Annotated in this window: 18 protein-coding genes and 1 riboswitch; of the genes, 7 read left to right on the top strand and 11 right to left on the bottom strand. The window is 51.5% G+C overall.

Annotated features, from left to right (window positions below):
- The first annotated feature begins 18 nt into the window (after positions 1 to 18).
- The gene (pgmB, locus tag H3M12_RS07635; RefSeq protein WP_129033153.1) at positions 19 to 690 is read left to right on the top strand and encodes a beta-phosphoglucomutase; all 672 of its coding nucleotides are present in this window, start codon (positions 19 to 21) and stop codon (positions 688 to 690) included.
- 88 nt (positions 691 to 778) lie between these two features.
- On the opposite strand, the gene H3M12_RS07630 is transcribed toward pgmB, so the two are convergent.
- Entirely contained in the window at positions 779 to 1552 is a 774-nt protein-coding gene (locus H3M12_RS07630; RefSeq protein WP_129033154.1) for a Cof-type HAD-IIB family hydrolase, read from the bottom strand.
- A gap of 326 nt (positions 1553 to 1878) precedes the next feature.
- Here H3M12_RS07630 and H3M12_RS07625 point away from each other — a divergent pair, with 326 nt between their 5' ends.
- Together H3M12_RS07625 and H3M12_RS07620 are read left to right on the top strand one after the other, a co-directional pair.
- Complete coding sequence (locus H3M12_RS07625; protein ID WP_129033155.1) at positions 1879 to 2262, top strand: hypothetical protein; 384 nt, start codon at positions 1879 to 1881, stop codon at positions 2260 to 2262.
- Between the two features lie 377 nt (positions 2263 to 2639).
- Positions 2640 to 3287, top strand: coding sequence for a deoxynucleoside kinase (locus H3M12_RS07620; protein ID WP_129033156.1), 648 nt, complete (start codon positions 2640 to 2642; stop codon positions 3285 to 3287).
- 143 nt (positions 3288 to 3430) lie between these two features.
- Here the strand turns inward: H3M12_RS07620 and H3M12_RS07615 are convergent, their stop codons facing one another.
- The 5 genes from H3M12_RS07615 to metK all read right to left on the bottom strand — a co-directional run bounded on the left by H3M12_RS07615 (position 3431) and on the right by metK (position 10166).
- On the bottom strand, positions 3431 to 3757 hold the full coding sequence (locus H3M12_RS07615; RefSeq protein WP_129033157.1) for a DUF960 domain-containing protein: 327 nt from the start codon (positions 3755 to 3757) through the stop codon (positions 3431 to 3433).
- Between the two features lie 68 nt (positions 3758 to 3825).
- On the bottom strand, positions 3826 to 5310 hold the full coding sequence (locus H3M12_RS07610) for an MDR family MFS transporter (RefSeq protein WP_182150587.1): 1485 nt from the start codon (positions 5308 to 5310) through the stop codon (positions 3826 to 3828).
- 186 nt (positions 5311 to 5496) lie between these two features.
- Positions 5497 to 6852, bottom strand: a complete 1356-nt coding sequence (locus tag H3M12_RS07605; protein ID WP_129033159.1) for a M20/M25/M40 family metallo-hydrolase — start codon at positions 6850 to 6852, stop codon at positions 5497 to 5499.
- A 20-nt stretch (positions 6853 to 6872) separates the two neighbouring features.
- Positions 6873 to 8495, bottom strand: coding sequence for a peptide ABC transporter substrate-binding protein (locus tag H3M12_RS07600; RefSeq protein WP_129033160.1), 1623 nt, complete (start codon positions 8493 to 8495; stop codon positions 6873 to 6875).
- 483 nt (positions 8496 to 8978) lie between these two features.
- The gene (gene metK / locus H3M12_RS07595) at positions 8979 to 10166 is read right to left on the bottom strand and encodes a methionine adenosyltransferase (RefSeq protein WP_129033161.1); all 1188 of its coding nucleotides are present in this window, start codon (positions 10164 to 10166) and stop codon (positions 8979 to 8981) included.
- Positions 10165 to 10285: riboswitch (SMK box riboswitch) on the bottom strand. Its footprint overlaps the gene before it by 2 nt.
- Positions 10286 to 10413: 128 nt before the next feature.
- On the opposite strand from metK, the gene H3M12_RS07590 reads away from it, so the two are divergent.
- Entirely contained in the window at positions 10414 to 11121 is a 708-nt protein-coding gene (locus H3M12_RS07590; RefSeq protein ID WP_129033162.1) for a hypothetical protein, read from the top strand.
- Positions 11122 to 11251: 130 nt separating this feature from the next.
- On the top strand, positions 11252 to 11602 hold the full coding sequence (locus H3M12_RS07585; protein ID WP_182150586.1) for a hypothetical protein: 351 nt from the start codon (positions 11252 to 11254) through the stop codon (positions 11600 to 11602).
- Between the two features lie 77 nt (positions 11603 to 11679).
- Here H3M12_RS07585 and H3M12_RS07580 read toward each other — a convergent pair whose 3' ends face one another.
- Positions 11680 to 12270, bottom strand: coding sequence for a hypothetical protein (locus H3M12_RS07580; RefSeq protein ID WP_129033164.1), 591 nt, complete (start codon positions 12268 to 12270; stop codon positions 11680 to 11682).
- A gap of 311 nt (positions 12271 to 12581) precedes the next feature.
- Here H3M12_RS07580 and H3M12_RS07575 point away from each other — a divergent pair, with 311 nt between their 5' ends.
- Both H3M12_RS07575 and H3M12_RS07570 read left to right on the top strand, forming a co-directional pair.
- Entirely contained in the window at positions 12582 to 12905 is a 324-nt protein-coding gene (locus H3M12_RS07575; RefSeq protein ID WP_129033165.1) for a heavy metal-binding domain-containing protein, read from the top strand.
- Positions 12906 to 13291: 386 nt separating this feature from the next.
- Positions 13292 to 13867: a matrixin family metalloprotease gene (locus tag H3M12_RS07570; protein ID WP_182150585.1), complete on the top strand. Its 576-nt coding sequence runs from the start codon at positions 13292 to 13294 to the stop codon at positions 13865 to 13867.
- A gap of 124 nt (positions 13868 to 13991) precedes the next feature.
- On the opposite strand, the gene H3M12_RS07565 is transcribed toward H3M12_RS07570, so the two are convergent.
- Genes H3M12_RS07565 through H3M12_RS07550 form a run of 4 tightly spaced genes read right to left on the bottom strand, consistent with a single transcriptional unit; the run spans position 13992 to position 17344 of the window.
- Positions 13992 to 14600 (bottom strand): response regulator transcription factor, encoded by a 609-nt coding sequence (locus tag H3M12_RS07565; protein WP_129033167.1) that lies wholly within the window; start codon positions 14598 to 14600, stop codon positions 13992 to 13994.
- Positions 14597 to 15709, bottom strand: coding sequence for a sensor histidine kinase (locus H3M12_RS07560; protein ID WP_233449160.1), 1113 nt, complete (start codon positions 15707 to 15709; stop codon positions 14597 to 14599). Before H3M12_RS07560 ends, H3M12_RS07565 begins: the two co-directional genes overlap by 4 nt.
- On the bottom strand, positions 15696 to 16460 hold the full coding sequence (locus H3M12_RS07555; protein WP_129033169.1) for an ABC transporter permease: 765 nt from the start codon (positions 16458 to 16460) through the stop codon (positions 15696 to 15698). Before H3M12_RS07555 ends, H3M12_RS07560 begins: the two co-directional genes overlap by 14 nt.
- Positions 16457 to 17344, bottom strand: a complete 888-nt coding sequence (locus tag H3M12_RS07550) for an ABC transporter ATP-binding protein (RefSeq protein WP_129033170.1) — start codon at positions 17342 to 17344, stop codon at positions 16457 to 16459. The genes H3M12_RS07555 and H3M12_RS07550 overlap by 4 nt, the downstream gene beginning before the upstream one ends.
- Between the last annotated feature and the right edge of the window lie 337 nt (positions 17345 to 17681).

Here is a 17681-nt window from a genome sequence, read left to right as displayed (position 1 = left end):
GTTAAGGAGTGTTTGATTATGACTAAATTTGCAGATATCAAAGGGTTCGTTTTCGACTTAGACGGGGTCATCACCGACACCTCCGTCCTGCACGGCAACGCTTGGCACCAACTGGCCAACGACCTGCGAGTCACCTGGACCAAGGAATTGGCCGATGGCTTGAAGGGCATTAGCCGCATGGATTCTCTGGAAATGATCCTAAAAGCGGGCCGGATTGAAAACAACTACACGCCCGCCCAAAAAGAAGCTTTGGCGACTAAGAAAAACACTAACTACGTGGCCGAAGTCGACAAGATGACTCCCGCCAACATCTTACCGGGCATGCAAGCTTTCTTGGATGACCTCCGCGCCAAGGGCTACAAATTGTCCCTGGCCTCTGCCTCTAAGAACGCCCCCCGGGTCTTAGATAAACTGGGATTAACTGACTACTTCCCAGAAATCGTCGACCCGGCCAGCCTGACCCACGGCAAGCCGGATCCTGAAATCTACACCAAGGGGGCCCAACTCTTGAACTTAGACCCGGCGCAATGCATCGGTCTGGAGGATGCGGCCGCTGGGGTCCAAGCCATCAACGCAGCCGGCGAAACGTCACTGGGCATCGGTGACGCCAGTGAACTGAGTGCCGCCGACATGGTCTTTGCCGATACGGCTCAGGTTACTTTGGCAAATATCCAACAACATTTAGATTAAACTTTTAGCTGATTACGACCAAAAGCGAGTTTCCCAAGACAGCAAATCTTGGGAAACTCGCTTTTTTAGTCCGAGATAATCATCAACCCTAATCGGCAATCAAATCAAAGTGCCGTAGCCCTTTGACGATGCCGTCTTCCAGGTTCGTTGCCGTCACATAAGCGGCCTTTTCCTTGGCCCGGGCGACCCCGTTACCCATCGAAATCGGCACATCGACCTCATCGAACATCTGCAAGTCGTTCAAGCCATCGCCAAAGGCATAGGTCTTGGCATCTTCCAGGTGGGCTTCCCGTAAGAAGGTCCGAATCCCGGTCTGCTTGTTCACGCCCGTCACCATGGTATCGAGGGCCCGCGGATTGTTCCGGACGAAGCTCAACTGACCCGCAAAGTGTTGCTGGTACAACTTGACCTTATCGCGGTTAAAGACGTTTAGAAAGTTAATGTCTTGGGTCTGGTACCATTCTGGGTCGACCACGGCATTCAACCGTAAGAGTTTAAAGTTCTCCCGCGTGTCATCTGTCGCCTGGCTCAACCGAAAGCCGCGGTTGTTAAAGTAGCCCAGTGGATCACCCTGCTCTTTGGCAAAGGCAGTAATCGCCGTCAGCGTCTTTTGGGGAATCACCGCTGCGGAAAGCTTTTTGCCCTGATACTGGACATAACTGCCGTTAGCACTGACCACGTCATCGATGCCCGTGGCGTCCAAGACATATTGAATTTCAAAGATATTCCGGCCCGTCGCGATGACCGGTAAGACGTTTTGCGTCTTCATTTGTTTAATTGCGGCAATACTACTTGGCAGGACATTCTTCTCTTCATCAAAGAGTGTGCCATCCAAGTCGAAAAAAACAACTGCTCGCTCCATTAAATTCCCTCCAAATCAAAAGTAGTCAACGCTTTCATTATACAACACTTGGTGAAACTTCAATATTATCTCAGTAGAGCCAAGCCGGCCCCCTTACCAACACATCGTGCTCTGCATTGTAAGTTACTTTGATTTTTACAAATATCGTTAAATAAATGAAAGAAAAACTATTCTTTCAAAAAAGTATTGAATAATTTATAAAGCAGTTACAAAATGTAAGTAAGGCCCGGTGAGCGGCGTCACGCCCTTTCACCGGGCCGTCCATTTCCGGGGCCCGTCTAAACCTGCAGACGTTAAAAGCTGGATTACTAGAGGAGGTTGTTTTTTTGAAAACAACAAAGTTAGTCATGGGAATTTTAATGATTTTATTGTCCGTCTTTATTTTGGTTCAATCATCAATTGTGGGGATTGGTGACGCCTTGGCGGCCGGGAACCATTCATCCGGTTCAGCGGGCTTAATGGTTGCCGTCTTCTACCTGGCCAGCGGTATCGTCTACTTGGCCACCCGTAAATCCGTGCGTTTAAGCGGCGACATTGCCACCTGCATCATGTTGATCTTAGCCTGGATCATCGGCTTGGCCGACGTGGGCTTCTACGCTGATTTAATCGTGTGGTCTTGGTTAGCCCTGATTATTGGCGTGGGCTTCTTGCTGTGGCATTTGCGGGTCAACCAAAAGGCTCGGCGGCAAGGTTCTGACCACACCGCTTAATTTCTAATTTATTATTTGCATCCGCAATTTTTCGTTAACCGGCTGGGCCACATCTTTTGGTGGTCCAGCCGGTTTTAGTCTCTCAGCTAGACGCCAAACTTGAAATCGCCTTCCTGATTTTTCTCCTCGAAATCATATTGACTTTGTGCCGTGAAAGGTTAGACTTAATAAGGCCCGTTTAGTAGGCCGACGCTGCGTGACTAACACGGTGACCAAAATTGGCCGCGATCCTCAATCGCTACCAGCGTCGCGCCCCTGCTTAAGCGGAGAACATCAGAATTTTAGCAAAAATTCACCACAATACATGTTGTGGTCTGGTCAAAGATAATAACTTATAGTACACTATATCTTGTATTTCTAATAAAAGAGGGGCTATCATGGTGATAATTACAGCAGGAATGATTGGGGTCGGTAAAACGACGCTTACAGGCAAAATTGCCGAACATTTAAACACACAAGCATTTTTCGAACCGGTCGGTGATAACCCAGTGTTACCACTTTACTACAAGAACCCCAAGCAATACGGGTTCTTGTTGCAAATCTACTTTCTCAACAAGCGCTTTAGCATGATTAAGCGGGCGCTGGCAGATAACAACAACGTTTTGGACCGGTCCATCTACGAAGACGCCCTCTTCACGCGGGAAAACAACGCGGAAGGTAACATCACGGATACCGAATTGGAAGTCTACCTCAACCTGCTCGACAACATGATGAACGAGTTGAACGACCTGCCCAAGAAGGCCCCAGACCTGCTGGTTTACGCCGATGCTGACTTTGATACGATCCTCCACCGCATCAAGAAGCGGGGGCGGGATTACGAACAATTCGACAACAACCCCACGCTGGAAGCCTACTACAAAAAGATGTGGACGGCGTACAAGGGCTGGTATGACGATTACGACGTCAGCCCTAAGATCAAGATTGACTTGCAAAAATACGACCTGGAGACTCCAGGTAACATCGACATCGTTCTAGGACAAATCGACGATGCCTTGAAGAGCATTCGGGTCGACACGACCGTTTAAATTTAACTGACGACATTCAAAACCGGGCCTGGCCCGGTTTTTTTGTGGTCGACTAAAAATGAGGACCACTTTTACGCTGCCGTCTGGCAAAGTAAAAGCGGTCCTCTCTTTAGGTTGCATTCTAAGTTGTTATACCGAGCGGATTAGTCCCGCCCCGCCGTTTCTGAAGGTAACAAGATAATCTGGCTTTCACCATCGTCGTAAGCTAAGACCGTGTCGGGCAAGCTCGGGTGATAAGCGTAACGGGTATCAAAATCGGCACGCAGCGCGACATCTTGGTCACCTTGCTGGACGTATTCGAAGGTCGTCTGGCCCTGATTATTATGCAGCTTAAACGTGAGTAAGTTAGCTAGCGGGAACAGGCCCTGAAGATCCCGGTCGATGATTTGCCAAACAACATCGATCATTTCTCCCGGTAAAACGGCCACGGTCCCGTAGCTGGCATACCGCGCGTGATTACTTTCAAACATGCTATCGCCTCCACTCGCTTCCAATAACGGTTACCTTTAATTATAACGTAAATTTCGTCAAAACGGGACTAATTACCCCCGTTGGGTGCGGATCGTTCCCCTGAATGCCGGTCTAACGCGTTGGCTAAGTAAGCAATGACAATCACGAGGACGCCAGCGATAAAGATAGCGTGCAATCCCTGATACAGGATACCATGCAACATTGGCATGAGCTTAGCCGGAAGGTCCTGGGCCGTTTGTGGGTTGATCAGTTGGTTCATCATCCCCATCGAGGCTGCCGAATGCGTCGCGACTCCCTTAGCCATGGCGACGTTCATGATAATCCCCAAGATGGCGACCATGATAGTTTGTCCCAACGTCCGGGACAAGGTGTTGAACGACGTCGCCACACCGACCTCGTCTGAAGAGACCTTACTTTGCACAGTGACTGTGGTGGTGGTGATGGTAATCCCAAAGCCAGTCCCACAGATAGCGGCTATCACGAAGAAAGTCCAAAACGGCGTCGTTGCTGGTGCCAATGCCATCGCCAAGCCACCAACCAGCACAAACGTCAAACTGATGTTGACGATACTGTACGGCGAATGCTCAACCATTAGGCGACCCGCGATGAACGACCCCACAATCCACATCAATGAACTGGGGGTAATCGCAAAGCCGGCTAGCGAAGCGCGTAAGCCCAGCAGGCCTTGCGTCCAAGTCGGTAAATAGACTTCAAAGCCCATGATGAATCCGCTGACCAACGCCGCAATCAAGTTTTGCACCACGAACGTCCGGTTCTTAAATAACGACAGTGGAATCAGCGGGTCGGCTGTCCGCTTCTCCTGACGCCAGAAGAGGTAAAAGGCCACGACTGTGACCACGAGTCCCACGATGACCCAGATCAGTCCTAACTGGCCATCCCCCAACAGTTGAAAGGTCAGTAATAAACTCAGCAGGCCTAGTGATAACCAGAGGCACCCGCCCCAGTCCATGGTAAAGGCCTTGCGTTCGGTAGTTTCGTTGAGGAACGCCCAAATCAGGCCCATAGTCAAAAGCCCAATCGGAATGTTAATGAAGAAAATCCAGTGCCAACTCATCTGGTCGACGATGAATCCCCCCAATAACGGGGCCACCACGGCGGCAATGCCCCAGGCCGACCCATTTAGGCCCATGACTCGGGCCCGCTTTTCGACCGGGTAAATATCCGCCAGAATCGTAAACGACACCGGCATGATAGCGCCAGCGCCAATCCCTTGTAAGGCCCGCCAAGCAATCAAGGTCCCCATATTCTGAGATAACCCAGACATCGTTGACCCAATGATAAAAATGGCCAAGCCGACCAAAAAGACGGACTTCCGCCCCACCGTATCGGCCAGTTTCCCGTAAATCGGGGTTGCCAACGCGTTGGTCAACAGAAAGATTGAGAAGACCCAGTTCATCAGCGCTACGCCGTGCAGGTCCCCCACAATGGTCGGCATCGCCGTCGAAACGATGGTGCCTTCGATGGCGGACATAAAAGTGGCGACAAACACCGCCCCAGTGACGATACCAACGTTAGTTTGTTGCTTATTCAATTCGAGAATCCTCCAATGCGTTGGCCCAACCACTCAACGTTTCTGAGTAGCCTGTTGCTACTCCCCAGGTCGATTATAAACCGCTTCTAATTATCCGGGCTTCTGGTTAAAAATTCAAGTCCCAATCCACCACTAGCCAAAAATGGGCCCGGACAATCAAGTCCAGCCCCATTTTCAGAATTTTATTTATGCTTCGGCGCCAAAAGCCGCTAGTAACTTGGCGGTGTAAAGGGTTCCCTGTTGATAGTCGGCGATTCGCACGTTTTCGTTAGGCGCGTGGGGCCCCGACCCGGCCCAAGTGCTACCCACGGCAATCAGTGGCGCGTGAAGCGCCTTGAAAAACGGCGCTTGCGGCCCCGTCCCCGCCATGTTGGGCACCAAGCGAACCTGGTCACCATACACGGTGTGGGCCACCGCCACGGCGGTCTGCACGAACGGTGCGCTAAGGTCCGAGCGAAACGGCGCTTCACCTAAAAGCACGTTAACTTGGACGTCGCCGTACCCGTTTTGCTGGAGTTGGGCCGTGATTAAATCGGCCAATTCGTGCGGGTCCTGGTCCGGAACCAAGCGACAATCAACCTTGGCCGTGGCAGTCTTAGGGATCACCGTTTTGACCCCGGGGCCTTCGTAACCACTCGACAAACCGTTGATGGTCATGGTCGTGCCGTTGACCAGTTCGGTGACCGGGTCAGCGTGAATCAGGGGGCGTTTTAGTCCAAATTCGGCCTTTAGCGTAGCCGTATCAAGGGGCATCGCCGCCACGGCCTGCCGTTCCGTTTTCGTTAATGGCCGAATGGCTTGAGTAAACCCGGCGACTTTGATTTGGTTTTGTGGCCCTCTTAGCGAAGCTAAGGCCTGGGTCAAGCGCCAGGCGGCGTTATCGGCATACGCAGCTTGCGACGAGTGTAGGTCCTTATCGGCCGTGGTCACACTGAGTTCGAGACACAGGATACCCTTTGCCCCACAGGTCACTTGAAAATTATCTGCCGTGTCTTTGCCCCCGGTCTCCCAAATCAACGCATCGGCGGTGAGGTCGGCGGCGTGTTGTTGGGTCATCTGTGGAATATGGGGACTGCCAATCTCCTCTTCGCCTTCGACCACAAACTTCAAGTTACACGGCAAGCCACCACTTTGTTGCAGAGCCTTAATTGCTGATAACCGGGCCATCAATTCACCCTTATCGTCGGCGATGCCCCGAGCCACGTATTGGCCGTTCCGTGTCGTCAAGGTGAACGGGTCACTTTGCCACTCCGCCAATGGCTCCGGCGGTTGGACGTCGTAGTGGTTATAAAAAAGCACTGTTTTGTGGGCGTTACCGGTCGGGCCGGCCGCAAAAGTAGCGAAGACGAACGGGTTACTCCCGGGAACATCGCGCCAGATTTGAACTTGAGCACCTAATTCTTGAAAGGCCCGGTTTAAGAAGGCAACCGTTTCAGGAATTTGTTTATGCTGCGCCGAAACGGTCTGCAGGTGTAAATACGCGGCTAGGCGATCGGTATCGGCCGCTAACGCCGCTGTCACGGCAGTTGCTAACGATGACATTTAATCATAACTTCCTTTCTCTATTTCCAATAAGCGTAGCGGTACTGGGCCGACACACTGTAAGTTGAGTAGTGAATCCCCCCAACCTTCTTGCTGACCAAGCTGACACTGGACTGCTGGTAGATAGGGTTGAAGATGCCCACCTGCATCGCTCGGCGGTTCGCTTGTTTCAACAGGGTCATTCGTTGCTTGGCGTTGGTCTCGGTGCTGGCTTTCGTCATCAACCGGTTGTACTTGGTGTCGACGTAGTTTCCGAAGTTGATGGAGTTGCCCTTCATGAACAAATCCAAATCCGTGGTGGGATCTGGTTCATCCCCGGTCCAGCCAAACATCGAAACGTCAAAGTTCTGCTTGAACATCCTGCTAATCTGTTGCTGTAACGGAAGCGAGGTAATGTGGACCGTCAGCCCCGGCATATCCTTTTGCCATTGACTCTGGATGTATTCGGCCACGTTCTTGGTGCCGTCGGAATCGTTCGTCAGCAAGGTAATGCTTTGTGAGCCACCCCCAAGGGCCTTCTTTGCCTTGGCCCACAACCGCTTGGCCAACGCATCGTTATGTTTGGTGTAGTTCCCGGTACTGACCGCAAAGTCCTTACCGTTGTTCGGGTCCGTGGTCACCCCCTTCGCAACCAAGTTCAGTAACGGCTTCGATCCGTCCTGATTGACTTTCTTGGTCAATTGCTCACGGTCCAAAGCCACATTGGCCGCCTTCCGGAAGTCCGCGTTAGCGCCGAGTTTACTCTTAGGATTAAAGTACTGTAGGGTCACGGCCGTGGTCAGCGTCTTACGCATCTGGCTCTTCAGCTTGGCGTTGTTGGCGACCCCAGCGATAGTAGTCCCACTGATTTGCGTTTCTTGGACTTTCCCCGAAGCGAAGAGTTTCTCAGCTGTCGATGCGTCCTTCGTTACCTGGACGTTGATGCGCTTGAGTTTTACGCTCTTAGCCCCGTAATACTTGGTGTTCTTGACGTAACGCCAACTGGTCTTCGTGCCGTTCCAGTTTTTCAAAACATACGGCCCGTTGGCAGCCACCCGGTTAGCGTTGGTCCCGTACTTCGACCCGTACTTTTTGACCAAACGCCGATTCACCGGCAAGTATTCGGTGGCCGCTTCGTAATTGAACGACGGGTTCATCTTACTCAGCGTCACTTGAAGCTTATAGCGACCCAAAGCTTTGACTCCTAACGCCGAGGGCTGTTTCTTCCCTGACTGCACGGCGGCGTAGTTCAAAAATGAAGCGAAGCGGTTGGCGTATTGCGCCTTAGTGGTCGGGTCAACCTGCCGGCGGAAGGACGTGACGAAGTCCTGGGCCGTCACGGTATCACCGTTACTCCATTTAGCATTATGCCGCAAATTAAAGGTGTAAGTCTTACCATGATTGGTCGGCTTGACCACCTTAGTCGCCATTCCTGGCACCACTTTCCCTTGATTATTAAGGCGGTACAGGCCTTCCGTGGTCTGTTTCATCATGTAAAACGAATAGGCGTCGGTCGCCTTATTCGGGTCGGCCGTTTGTAACTCAGACGGAATGGTCACGTTAAGTGCCTTATTCTGTGACGCTTCGCTCGTTTTGCCACAGCCAGCCAAGCCGCTAATCACGAGTGCCACCCCCATTAGTCCCATTACGATTCGTTTGCTCATCGACAATCCCTCCTTAATCTCGCTCGTCAACGCCGGCTTAACGTCAAAAAGCGCCCTTAGCCCAGTTCTCACTAAGACTACGGACGCTTCCGCGCGGTACCACCTTCATTGCGGCCCATTATGAGGCCGCCGCTCTTCACGTACGGCCACAGGGCGATACGCTAGCAGGATAATGGGTGCGACCAGTGCGGCTACTTACTTTCACCACAGTTTGCTCCGGAGTGATCATCACGAAAAGATCTGGATCCCCTCACATCAAACGGGAGTCGCTGATTCCAGGTCTATTTTCTGACTGTCTCCATCAACGTTAAGTTTGGTTTGCGATTGATGTGTTTTAGATTAAATCTTGATGAGAAAAATGTCAAGCCGATTTTCATCAAATCTTAATCTCACGAAAGGTTAGCCGAGATTCCGCGGCAAACGAAAAACGGGATTTCCCGCCACTCGGCAGAAAATCCCGTTACCTGTTGTGCTTCACTTAAATTATTTCAAAGCCGCTTTCAGCGCGTCGACCTTGTCGAGGTGTTCCCACGGCAAATCGATGTCGGTCCGGCCAAAGTGACCATACGCCGCCGTCTGCTTGTAGATGGGGCGCTTCAAGTCCAACATCTGAATGATTCCGGCTGGGCGGAGATCAAAAATCTGCCGGACGGCCGCCGCCAACTTGCTTTCGGCCACCGTACCAGTCTCGAAAGTGTCGATGGACACGGAGACGGGTTCAGCCACCCCAATGGCGTAGGCTAATTGGACTTCACACTTTTGTGCAAAGCCTGCGGCCACGATGTTCTTAGCGATGTACCGGGCGGCATAGCTTGCGGACCGGTCCACCTTGGTGGCATCCTTACCGGAGAACGCACCACCACCGTGACGAGCCGCTCCACCATAAGTATCCACGATGATCTTCCGGCCAGTCAAACCGGCATCCCCTTGGGGACCTCCGATGACAAACCGGCCAGTTGGATTGATGAAGTATTTGGTCTTGTCATCCAACAGTTGTGCTGGAATCGTTGCCTTGACCACCTGTTCAATCACGTCGTGGCGAATCTGGTCCAACGTTACGTCGGGATCATGCTGGGTACTCAAAACGACCGTGTCCACCCGCGTGGGCTTGTCATTGTCGTCGTATTCGACCGTCACTTCAGCCTTAGCATCCGGCCGTAAGTAAGGAATCGTCCCGTCTTTACGCAACTTAGCAATCCGGCGCATCAAGGCGTGACTTAACGTAATCGGCAGGGGCATGTACTGGGGCGTCTCATTCACAGCGTACCCAAACATCAGGCCCTGGTCGCCGGCACCAATTTGGTCCAGCGGATCAGCGTCGCCCTCCCGTGTTTCCAAGGAGTCATCGACCCCCTGCGCAATATCAGGCGATTGTTCATCAATCGCGACTAAGACGGCACAGTTATCACCATCGAAGCCGTACTTACCGTCCGTGTACCCAATCTCTTTGATGGTGTCGCGGACGACCTTTTGAATATCAACGTAGGCCTTGGTCGAAATTTCACCAAAAACTAACACTAACCCTGTGGTGACCGAAGTCTCACAGGCGACCCGTGAATCGGGATCTTGGGCCAGTAACGCATCCAGAATCGCGTCACTAATCTGATCGGCAATCTTATCTGGATGGCCTTCAGAAACAGATTCTGAAGTAAATAAATGTCTTTCTTGCAATGGAATATTCCCCCTAGATATAGTGAACGTCCGAGTTGACCGATAATCTCGACGTCGTTCTGGTTACAAGGCAGCTTCACGTGTGCGTGAATCCTATCGGGAATTGACTCATAACTTAAGTAGTTTACCATAAATCAGGGTGACCCACAAAGTTTACTCAGCGAAATCTCGCCGTTGCCGTTGACCCCACCGGTCACAAACACTATGATAAAAGATAACTTTAACTATACTGAAATGGAGCGATTCCATGACCTATCTGACGGCGTTAGTCCGCAATCGGACCGTCCAACAACTTGTTCTATTTACCATTTGTCAAAACCTACTTTGGTGGCTAGCCGGGGCCACGACTTCGACCGGTCACGCCCTAACTTGGATTGTTAAACTTTGCCTGGTGGGCTACGGCGCTTTATTGGCCGCGGGCTATTTTCTGATTCTGCGCCACCGGTTTAGTTCCTCACTGGGGCCACTCTTGGTCGTCGGTGCCGCTACCTTTGGCATCCTGGCCGCCCCGAACAACCACCTGGTCCAACTCTTCGCCTTGCTCCTATGCATCTTTTTAGTCTTGACCACGATTCCGCAGTTAGGCCTCCAATCAGGCTATGGTCTGGTGGTCTTCAGCTGCTTAGCCGGCGTAGGGGTGCCAGTCATCCTGTTCTTTTTACGCAATCATTACCTCTCTAGTCAGTTCTTGCTGACTCTGGTCCCCATCGTGGCCAGCTACTTTGCATTTTTCGCGGCCTACTACTTTCCTGAGCCGCACGACTGGCGCCTCACGCTCATTGCCCTAATTGGTTTCGCTCTGGTCACCCTTATTTTGGCCTTTTCCTGGCAAAGTCTCATCGCCATCGTCCTCACCGGGATCCACTGGTGGTTACAACGCCATTTAAAGGGGCCCTACCGCTTGGTCCTGTCGGGGAGTCTCCAACTGATTGTCGGCTACCTAATTATCCAATAGGATTAAATAATTAACTTAAAAAAGAATGCGTCCTTTTCATTTAAAGTTTCGCTAAGCTTCCCTACCAGTCGCGAGACGCGCCGTGACCTATGCTAAAATGAGGCATATCTCGTAATGGAGGAATCCGCCTATGCCTGAAATCAAGGTGGTGGGTGATATTCGTAGCGGCAAATATCAACCTACCCTGACCGGCAACGCCATCGTCGACGCCGCTTTAATCGATCACTTCTGTCAGCAACTCGCAGCAGCCTTGCATCTGCCCGCCCAACAAGTCCACGCTGAACATCATTGGAACTTGACGCTCGATGCAGCCACCATCTACGTCATTGACCAACAGATTTGGCAGACCATTCCGTTGTCGGGGCATCCCCGTAACGTCATCATCGTGACCAGTCACGATTTGCAACGCGGTGACATTACCACGGTGGCCCAAGCCCTAGCAAAGGTCCTGCCGAACCCTTTTTCCGCCTCAAACAACTGACGCGACTGACCCAGCTACAACTGGTCAATCGCGTCTTTTGTGCGTCTAACGGGCACTTATTGCTCGTTTAAGTCAGCTTACGTGTAATCCACGATGCGTAAGATGCCTTGTTGGAGCCAAGCCGCTTTGGGCTCTAGTTCACGCTGCAGGGCCATCAACCCGTCGACCCAAGCGACAGGCTGCCCCGCTTGCGTAAAGTCATTTTGTTCCCAATAGAGATGGTGACCGTTCACGGTATAGGTACGACGAACGCGACAATTGAGAGCCCGGTAATTGAGCGTTTCAACCAGACAGCCCTGGGTGATACGCGTTGAATGGAGCTGAGACAAGTCGCGGCGGTCGAAAACCTGTTTGCGGTGGGAGGTCCCTTCCCAGAAAGCCAACTGATACTTGAGATCGGTCTCAGCTGTTAAGAAATCCCCCACTAACCCCCAAAAGGTGTGGCGAAAGTGCACCAAGGCATGAATGTCTTGGAAAAAGAGCCGTTGAGATTGGGCCGTAGTCAATGGTCCCAGTGCCGCTTCCAGGCGGGATAGGTGCCGCTGATGCAGCGCATCAAGCATCAAAAATTCGGTCATTAAGGTGCGTTGGTGATCCGTTAACGGTTGGGCCGGGAGCAGTGTCGATAACAGGGGTCCCCCGGACTGCTGGTGGTCGCGATTACTCATCAATTCTCTTCCTCTCGTGGTAACCCTTCTTGGCTATCCACGGCCACTATACCAAATTCACCGACTAATAACACCTCTTAATGTTAAGCTGCTCACTGGTCTAGTTGTGGGGCGTAACCGTTTATTCGAGTGGAGCATGGTCATTTATTCAGGGGAACCGCAGTTGGCCGCATAAACAATCAAACCACTTCAAGATCTGGCTGGCCCGACCAAAAATTAATTAATGAAAAAACTTTGGCCTTGGAGGCCAGCTTGCTCAAACCAATGATTACCGGTATATTAAGATTAATCATCTAGTAGGAGGCAACACTATGTCAGCTAAACTCTTAGTTACCACCACCGAACAAATCCCCAATCACGACTACACTGTTCTCGGGGAAGTCTTTGGCTTAACGACCCAATCCAAGAACGTCTTTCGAAACATCGGTGCCGGCTTAAAAAACATTGTCGGCGGCGAGATCAAGGATTACACTAAGATGCTCGACGAAGCTCGTCATACGTCGGTCGACCGCTTACGGGATAATGCTGCCACTTTAGGCGCCGATGCCGTGGTCATGATGCGCTTTGATTCAGGCGCAATCGGCACGGATATCCAATCCGTCGTGGCTTACGGGACGGCCGTGAAATATCGCTAATTCCGGCCGTTTACACTCAATTATCGGTTGATTATTCGGTACCCTTAATTTCCTATTGACGATTTTAAAAAACACGATCATTCTCCTCAGCAATCCAGTCTGGGTGAGATTTGGTCGTATTTTTCTATCCATTTTACCCGATGTGGTCATAAAATCAGCGGCACTAAAACGGCCATAATCGTTGATATGTAACCATTTTGACGTCCTTAATTTTTGAAATCCCCCTTTTTTATCCACTTCCGAAATTTTGACCCCGTAAAACTATCCATACTCCCAAAATTGTCTGGCGAAATTAATTCGGTTTCGCGGCATACTTATGACAGTCAATCGGATAGCAAACAATTGAAATTCAATCATTCGGAATTTAATGAAAATGGGTAACAAAAATGTTAAACAAATTTGTAAAAAAGGTAGCTGTTATCGTCGCAACTTGCGCTTTAACTTTGACGGGGTTCACCGCCACCATCCCAGCTCAAGCGACTGCTAAGACCCCTTCTTGGGGCCATTGGAACACGACCACTATCACTTACAAATACGATACCTCCTCGAGTTATTACAAGAGTGTTTGGAAGAACGCCGTTAAGCGTTGGAACAAAGTTGGCGTTGTCACTTTAAAGAAAGCCAAGGCTGGTCAAAAGGCCAACATCACTTTAACTTCTTCTAAATCCTTAAGCCATCGCCAAAGCGGTGACCTAGCTGGTTACACGAACTACTCATACCTGCAAAAAGGCGGTAATGACAACCAAATCGTTTCCGCTAAGTCTACGTTGAACAAGAGACTCTTAAGCAAGTACAAGTACACCAAGAACCAACGGACCAACGTGGCTACCCACGAAATTGGACATGCCTTAGGCCTAAGCCATTCCAAGAGTGAAAACAGTGTGATGTACGCTTCCGACCGTTACGCTTCGATCGACAGTCAAGATGCTTCCGCGTTACAAACCGCTTATCAAAACGCCTAACTTCCATTAATTCCGATATGATGATTGAATATAATCCCCTAGCTCACCGCGAGCTAGGGGATTTTTAATATCTTAGCGCACCCGCAACCAAAACACGCCAGACCATGACCGATCTGGCGTGTTTTTAAGTAAGCCATTTATTTGTCCGGGCAACATCCACGGCTTCCATCCGGTTATGCACACCCAGCTTGCTAAAGATGGCTGACAAGTAATTTCGAACCGTTCCGGGCGATAAATAAAGCGTTGTGGCAATCGTTTTGGTGGGAACACCTTTCGCCGCCGCCCCCAAGACCGCCATCTCCCGTTCAGTCAACGGATTTCTTTCGGCCGACACCATGTTCACCACTAGTTCGGGGGCGTAAATCGTCCGTCCAGCCATCACGGCCCGAATCGCCGCAATCAAGTCATCACTGGGACTATCTTTCAAGAGGTACCCCGCCACCTGGGCGGCCACGGCCCGTTCAAAGTAGGCTTGTTGCGCAAAGGTGGTCAGGATAATCACCTTGGTGGCGTCCTGTGCCGCCTGAATATGATCCGCAACATCCAACCCCGTTAGCCCTGGCATTTCAATGTCTAAGATGGCGACCTGCGGCTGGAGCCGTTGAATCGCCTGCCACGCGGTCTGCCCGTCAGTCGCCGTCCCCACCACGTGCAAATCTGCTTCTAGATCCAATAGGCGGGCCAAGGCCGAATTCAATAGGCTTTGGTCCTCAGCCAAATAAAGGGTAATCATAATTTCTCCTTTGGTAGAGACAACGCCACCTGCGTGCCGTGCCGGTCCGCGGTGATGGCAAACGTCCCGTGAGCGTCTATCATCCGCGCGCGCATCCCCGCAATCCCGTTGGCCCCGTCTCTATGCAGCGTTCCACCGCGACCATCATCTTGAATCACAACGCGATAAGTCGTCGAGTTCGTCGTAAACGTCACCTGGACACTGTTGGCCTGGGCGTGTCGAATCACGTTGGTCAACGCTTCTCTTAAAACGGCAGAAAATCGGCCCTGAATTGGGGTCGGCCACTTGGTTGCGGCCGTTTCCCCACTGGTCTGTAACTGAACGTGCGCGGTGGCCAGATTGTGGCTCTGGGTCAATAAAACATCGCTCAACGAGTTTTGATGCAACCCATTAACGATGGCCCGTACCAACTGGAGGTTCTCCCGACTGGTTTGGGCAATATCGTCCAACTCCGCCGGTACCTCTTCCGGCGCCCGGGTCAATAATTTCTTTGCTAATTCTGCTTTTATCGTGATCATTGAAAAACTCTGTCCTAAGGTATCATGTAAATCTCGCGCAATCCGTTCCCGTTCGTTGCGTTGAATAATAGTCTCTAGCCGCCGATTCGTTTGGGCTAACTGGCGCCGAGTTACGATGGAACGGGAAAAGGCGTAAGCCATCACCGGAGAACATAGGGGAAAGAGCAACCCCATCAATTCACCATGTTGCCAGGTCAGCAAATCGGGTGCGACCAAGCCGTCCCGCAATAAGCCCCCGAGTAAGAGCGCGTAGTACCCGCCCGCATACCCATAAAAATATGGCTTATGCCAGCGACTCAAAATGCTGAAGATTTGCCAGCCCGGAAAAATAATCAGGTAATTATTGGCCGCAAAAAGCGAAAACACCCCCGCAACCCCTAACTCCAAAGGCATCGTGACCTTGCGCCACCGCTTGACCTCCGCCACTAAGCTATAAAGTCCGAGAAAGACCCCCACTAGCCCTAACCAGACCCAATCCGTCAGCCGCCGAGCGGGTAAAAATTGGATGACCGTATATGGCAGGTAAAGCAACCACACATAATTGGCCCAGTTCAACCGGGTCACCTTGGACGACCAGCTAGCTTTGGACAACCCCACCACCCCGTTTTAAGCGGTAACGAGCCAAACTCGCGACCACAATGATCAGCCCTAAGGTCCACAACATTAGACCCGTCAGACTGCTTAGATTTAGTTTACCATGCAACATCAGGGCGCCTAATAATTGGTTCAGCTGGTAAGTTGGGGTAACCTTCCCGATAACTTGAACCCACTGAGGAAACACTCCTAGCGGCCACCAAAGGCCACTGATGATGGCCAGGGGAAACACGATGAGGTTCGCCAGTGCGCTCAGCGTTTCGGCCCGATCGATGAAGGACAAGAGGACGCCCAAACTCAGAAGCGGGAGTTGACCAATTAACGCTCCCCCCGTTAAACCGAGGCCTTGCCCTAACGTCAGCTGGACGTGGTTCACGGCGACCGCCACGCCACTCAAAACAAGCACCGCAATCAAGTTCATCGCAAAGGTCACCAGTCCCACCGACACGTAATAGCTGCAAATCCCGTTGGGCGTGAGTTGGAGCCACCGGACCAGTCCCCGTTCCCGGTCATGCAGTAAGAGTGTGGCTAAGCCAAACAAGGCGTTGAGCAGACCACTGTATACGATCATGTTGCCCAGATAACCCACGGCAAACTGGGCCTTTTCGCCGAGCGTCCCCGTAATCAAAACTTTGGTAAACAGCAGATAAAAGCCGACTGGCATCAAGACCGTAAAGAGTTGAAACGACGTGTTGCGTAAGACCAACCGGCGAAAATCAAACTGGAGTTGGGCGATTAAAATTTTCATGCTGACGCCCCCCGAACTAAATGAACAAAGATATCGGCCAAGGATTCCCGGCGAATCACAATTTGATGCAACTCCGGTAAGTACGGGACTAGGGCTTGGAGGGTCCCGTCCCCATCTTCAGAACTGAGGTGCAACGTCCCCGCGGTCAAATCAACCGCCGTCACACCTGGTAAGTTGTTGAAGGTACTGGCCGCTAACGTGGTTTGCGCCACAATTTCAACCTGCCGGTACTGGTCTTGCAGCTGCCGAAACGTCCCCTGAAACGCTAACTGCCCGTGTCTGAGTAGAAAGATACGGTCGGCGACTTGTTGAATATCATCCAGGTAGTGGCTGGTCATGATGATGGTCTTGCCCTGGGTCTTTAAAGCCGCAATTCGGGCCCAAAACGTCCGTTGCGCCGTCACGTCCATCCCCACCGTGGGTTCATCCAAAAACAAGAGGTTCGGGTTCCCCACCAAGGCTAAGGCAAACGTGACCCGCCGCAATTGGCCGCCCGACAAGGCCGTTAGCCGCTTATTTGCCAAGTCCGTTAACTGTAATTGAGCCAATAACGTTGGGACCGCAAACGCCGCCGGATAATGTCTGGCTGTTAATTTTAAGACGTCGCCCACCGTGATGCCTTGGACTGCAATGTCCCCCTGGAGCATCGAGCCAATCTGAGTCTGCACAACCGGCACTCCCGGCTGATGGCCCCAAAGCGTCAATTGTCCGTGCTGGGGCTGATTAACGCCTAATAATAAGTTCAACAGGGTCGTTTTCCCCGCCCCGTTCTCACCAATCAAACCGATAATTTCACCCGCTTGAATCATTAACGTCAAGTTCTTTAAGACCTGGTGGGATCCGTAGCTAAAATCCAGTTGCTGCGCTTGAATGATGGTTGTCATGTGCCCGCCTCCCTTACTAGATGGTCTCAGACTACCAAGTGACGGTCGCATCGCCTAGTCGCGTTTGTCATGACTGTTGATGACAATTGTCATGCCTTGAGCATCACCGCGTACCAGGCTTAGCCGCCCTAGGCAGTGTCGCCTCACCTAAGCAACGCCTTTTTAGTAATTTCGGCTTATTCATAAACTAACTATGGTACTATTTAAGTTATCTAAACGTTGTAGGTAAGGTGGTGACCTCACGATTGCTGGCGAGATTAACCTGGGGGCTGGGTTTAAAATCCAGTGTCCGTGAGGGACGTGTGGGGGCAATCTCCACCTCCAGGATTGACTTAAG

This window comes from Levilactobacillus suantsaii (assembly GCF_014069315.1).
GTDB lineage: Bacteria > Bacillota > Bacilli > Lactobacillales > Lactobacillaceae > Levilactobacillus > Levilactobacillus suantsaii.
This window is presented reverse-complemented; position numbering and strand designations above follow the sequence as displayed.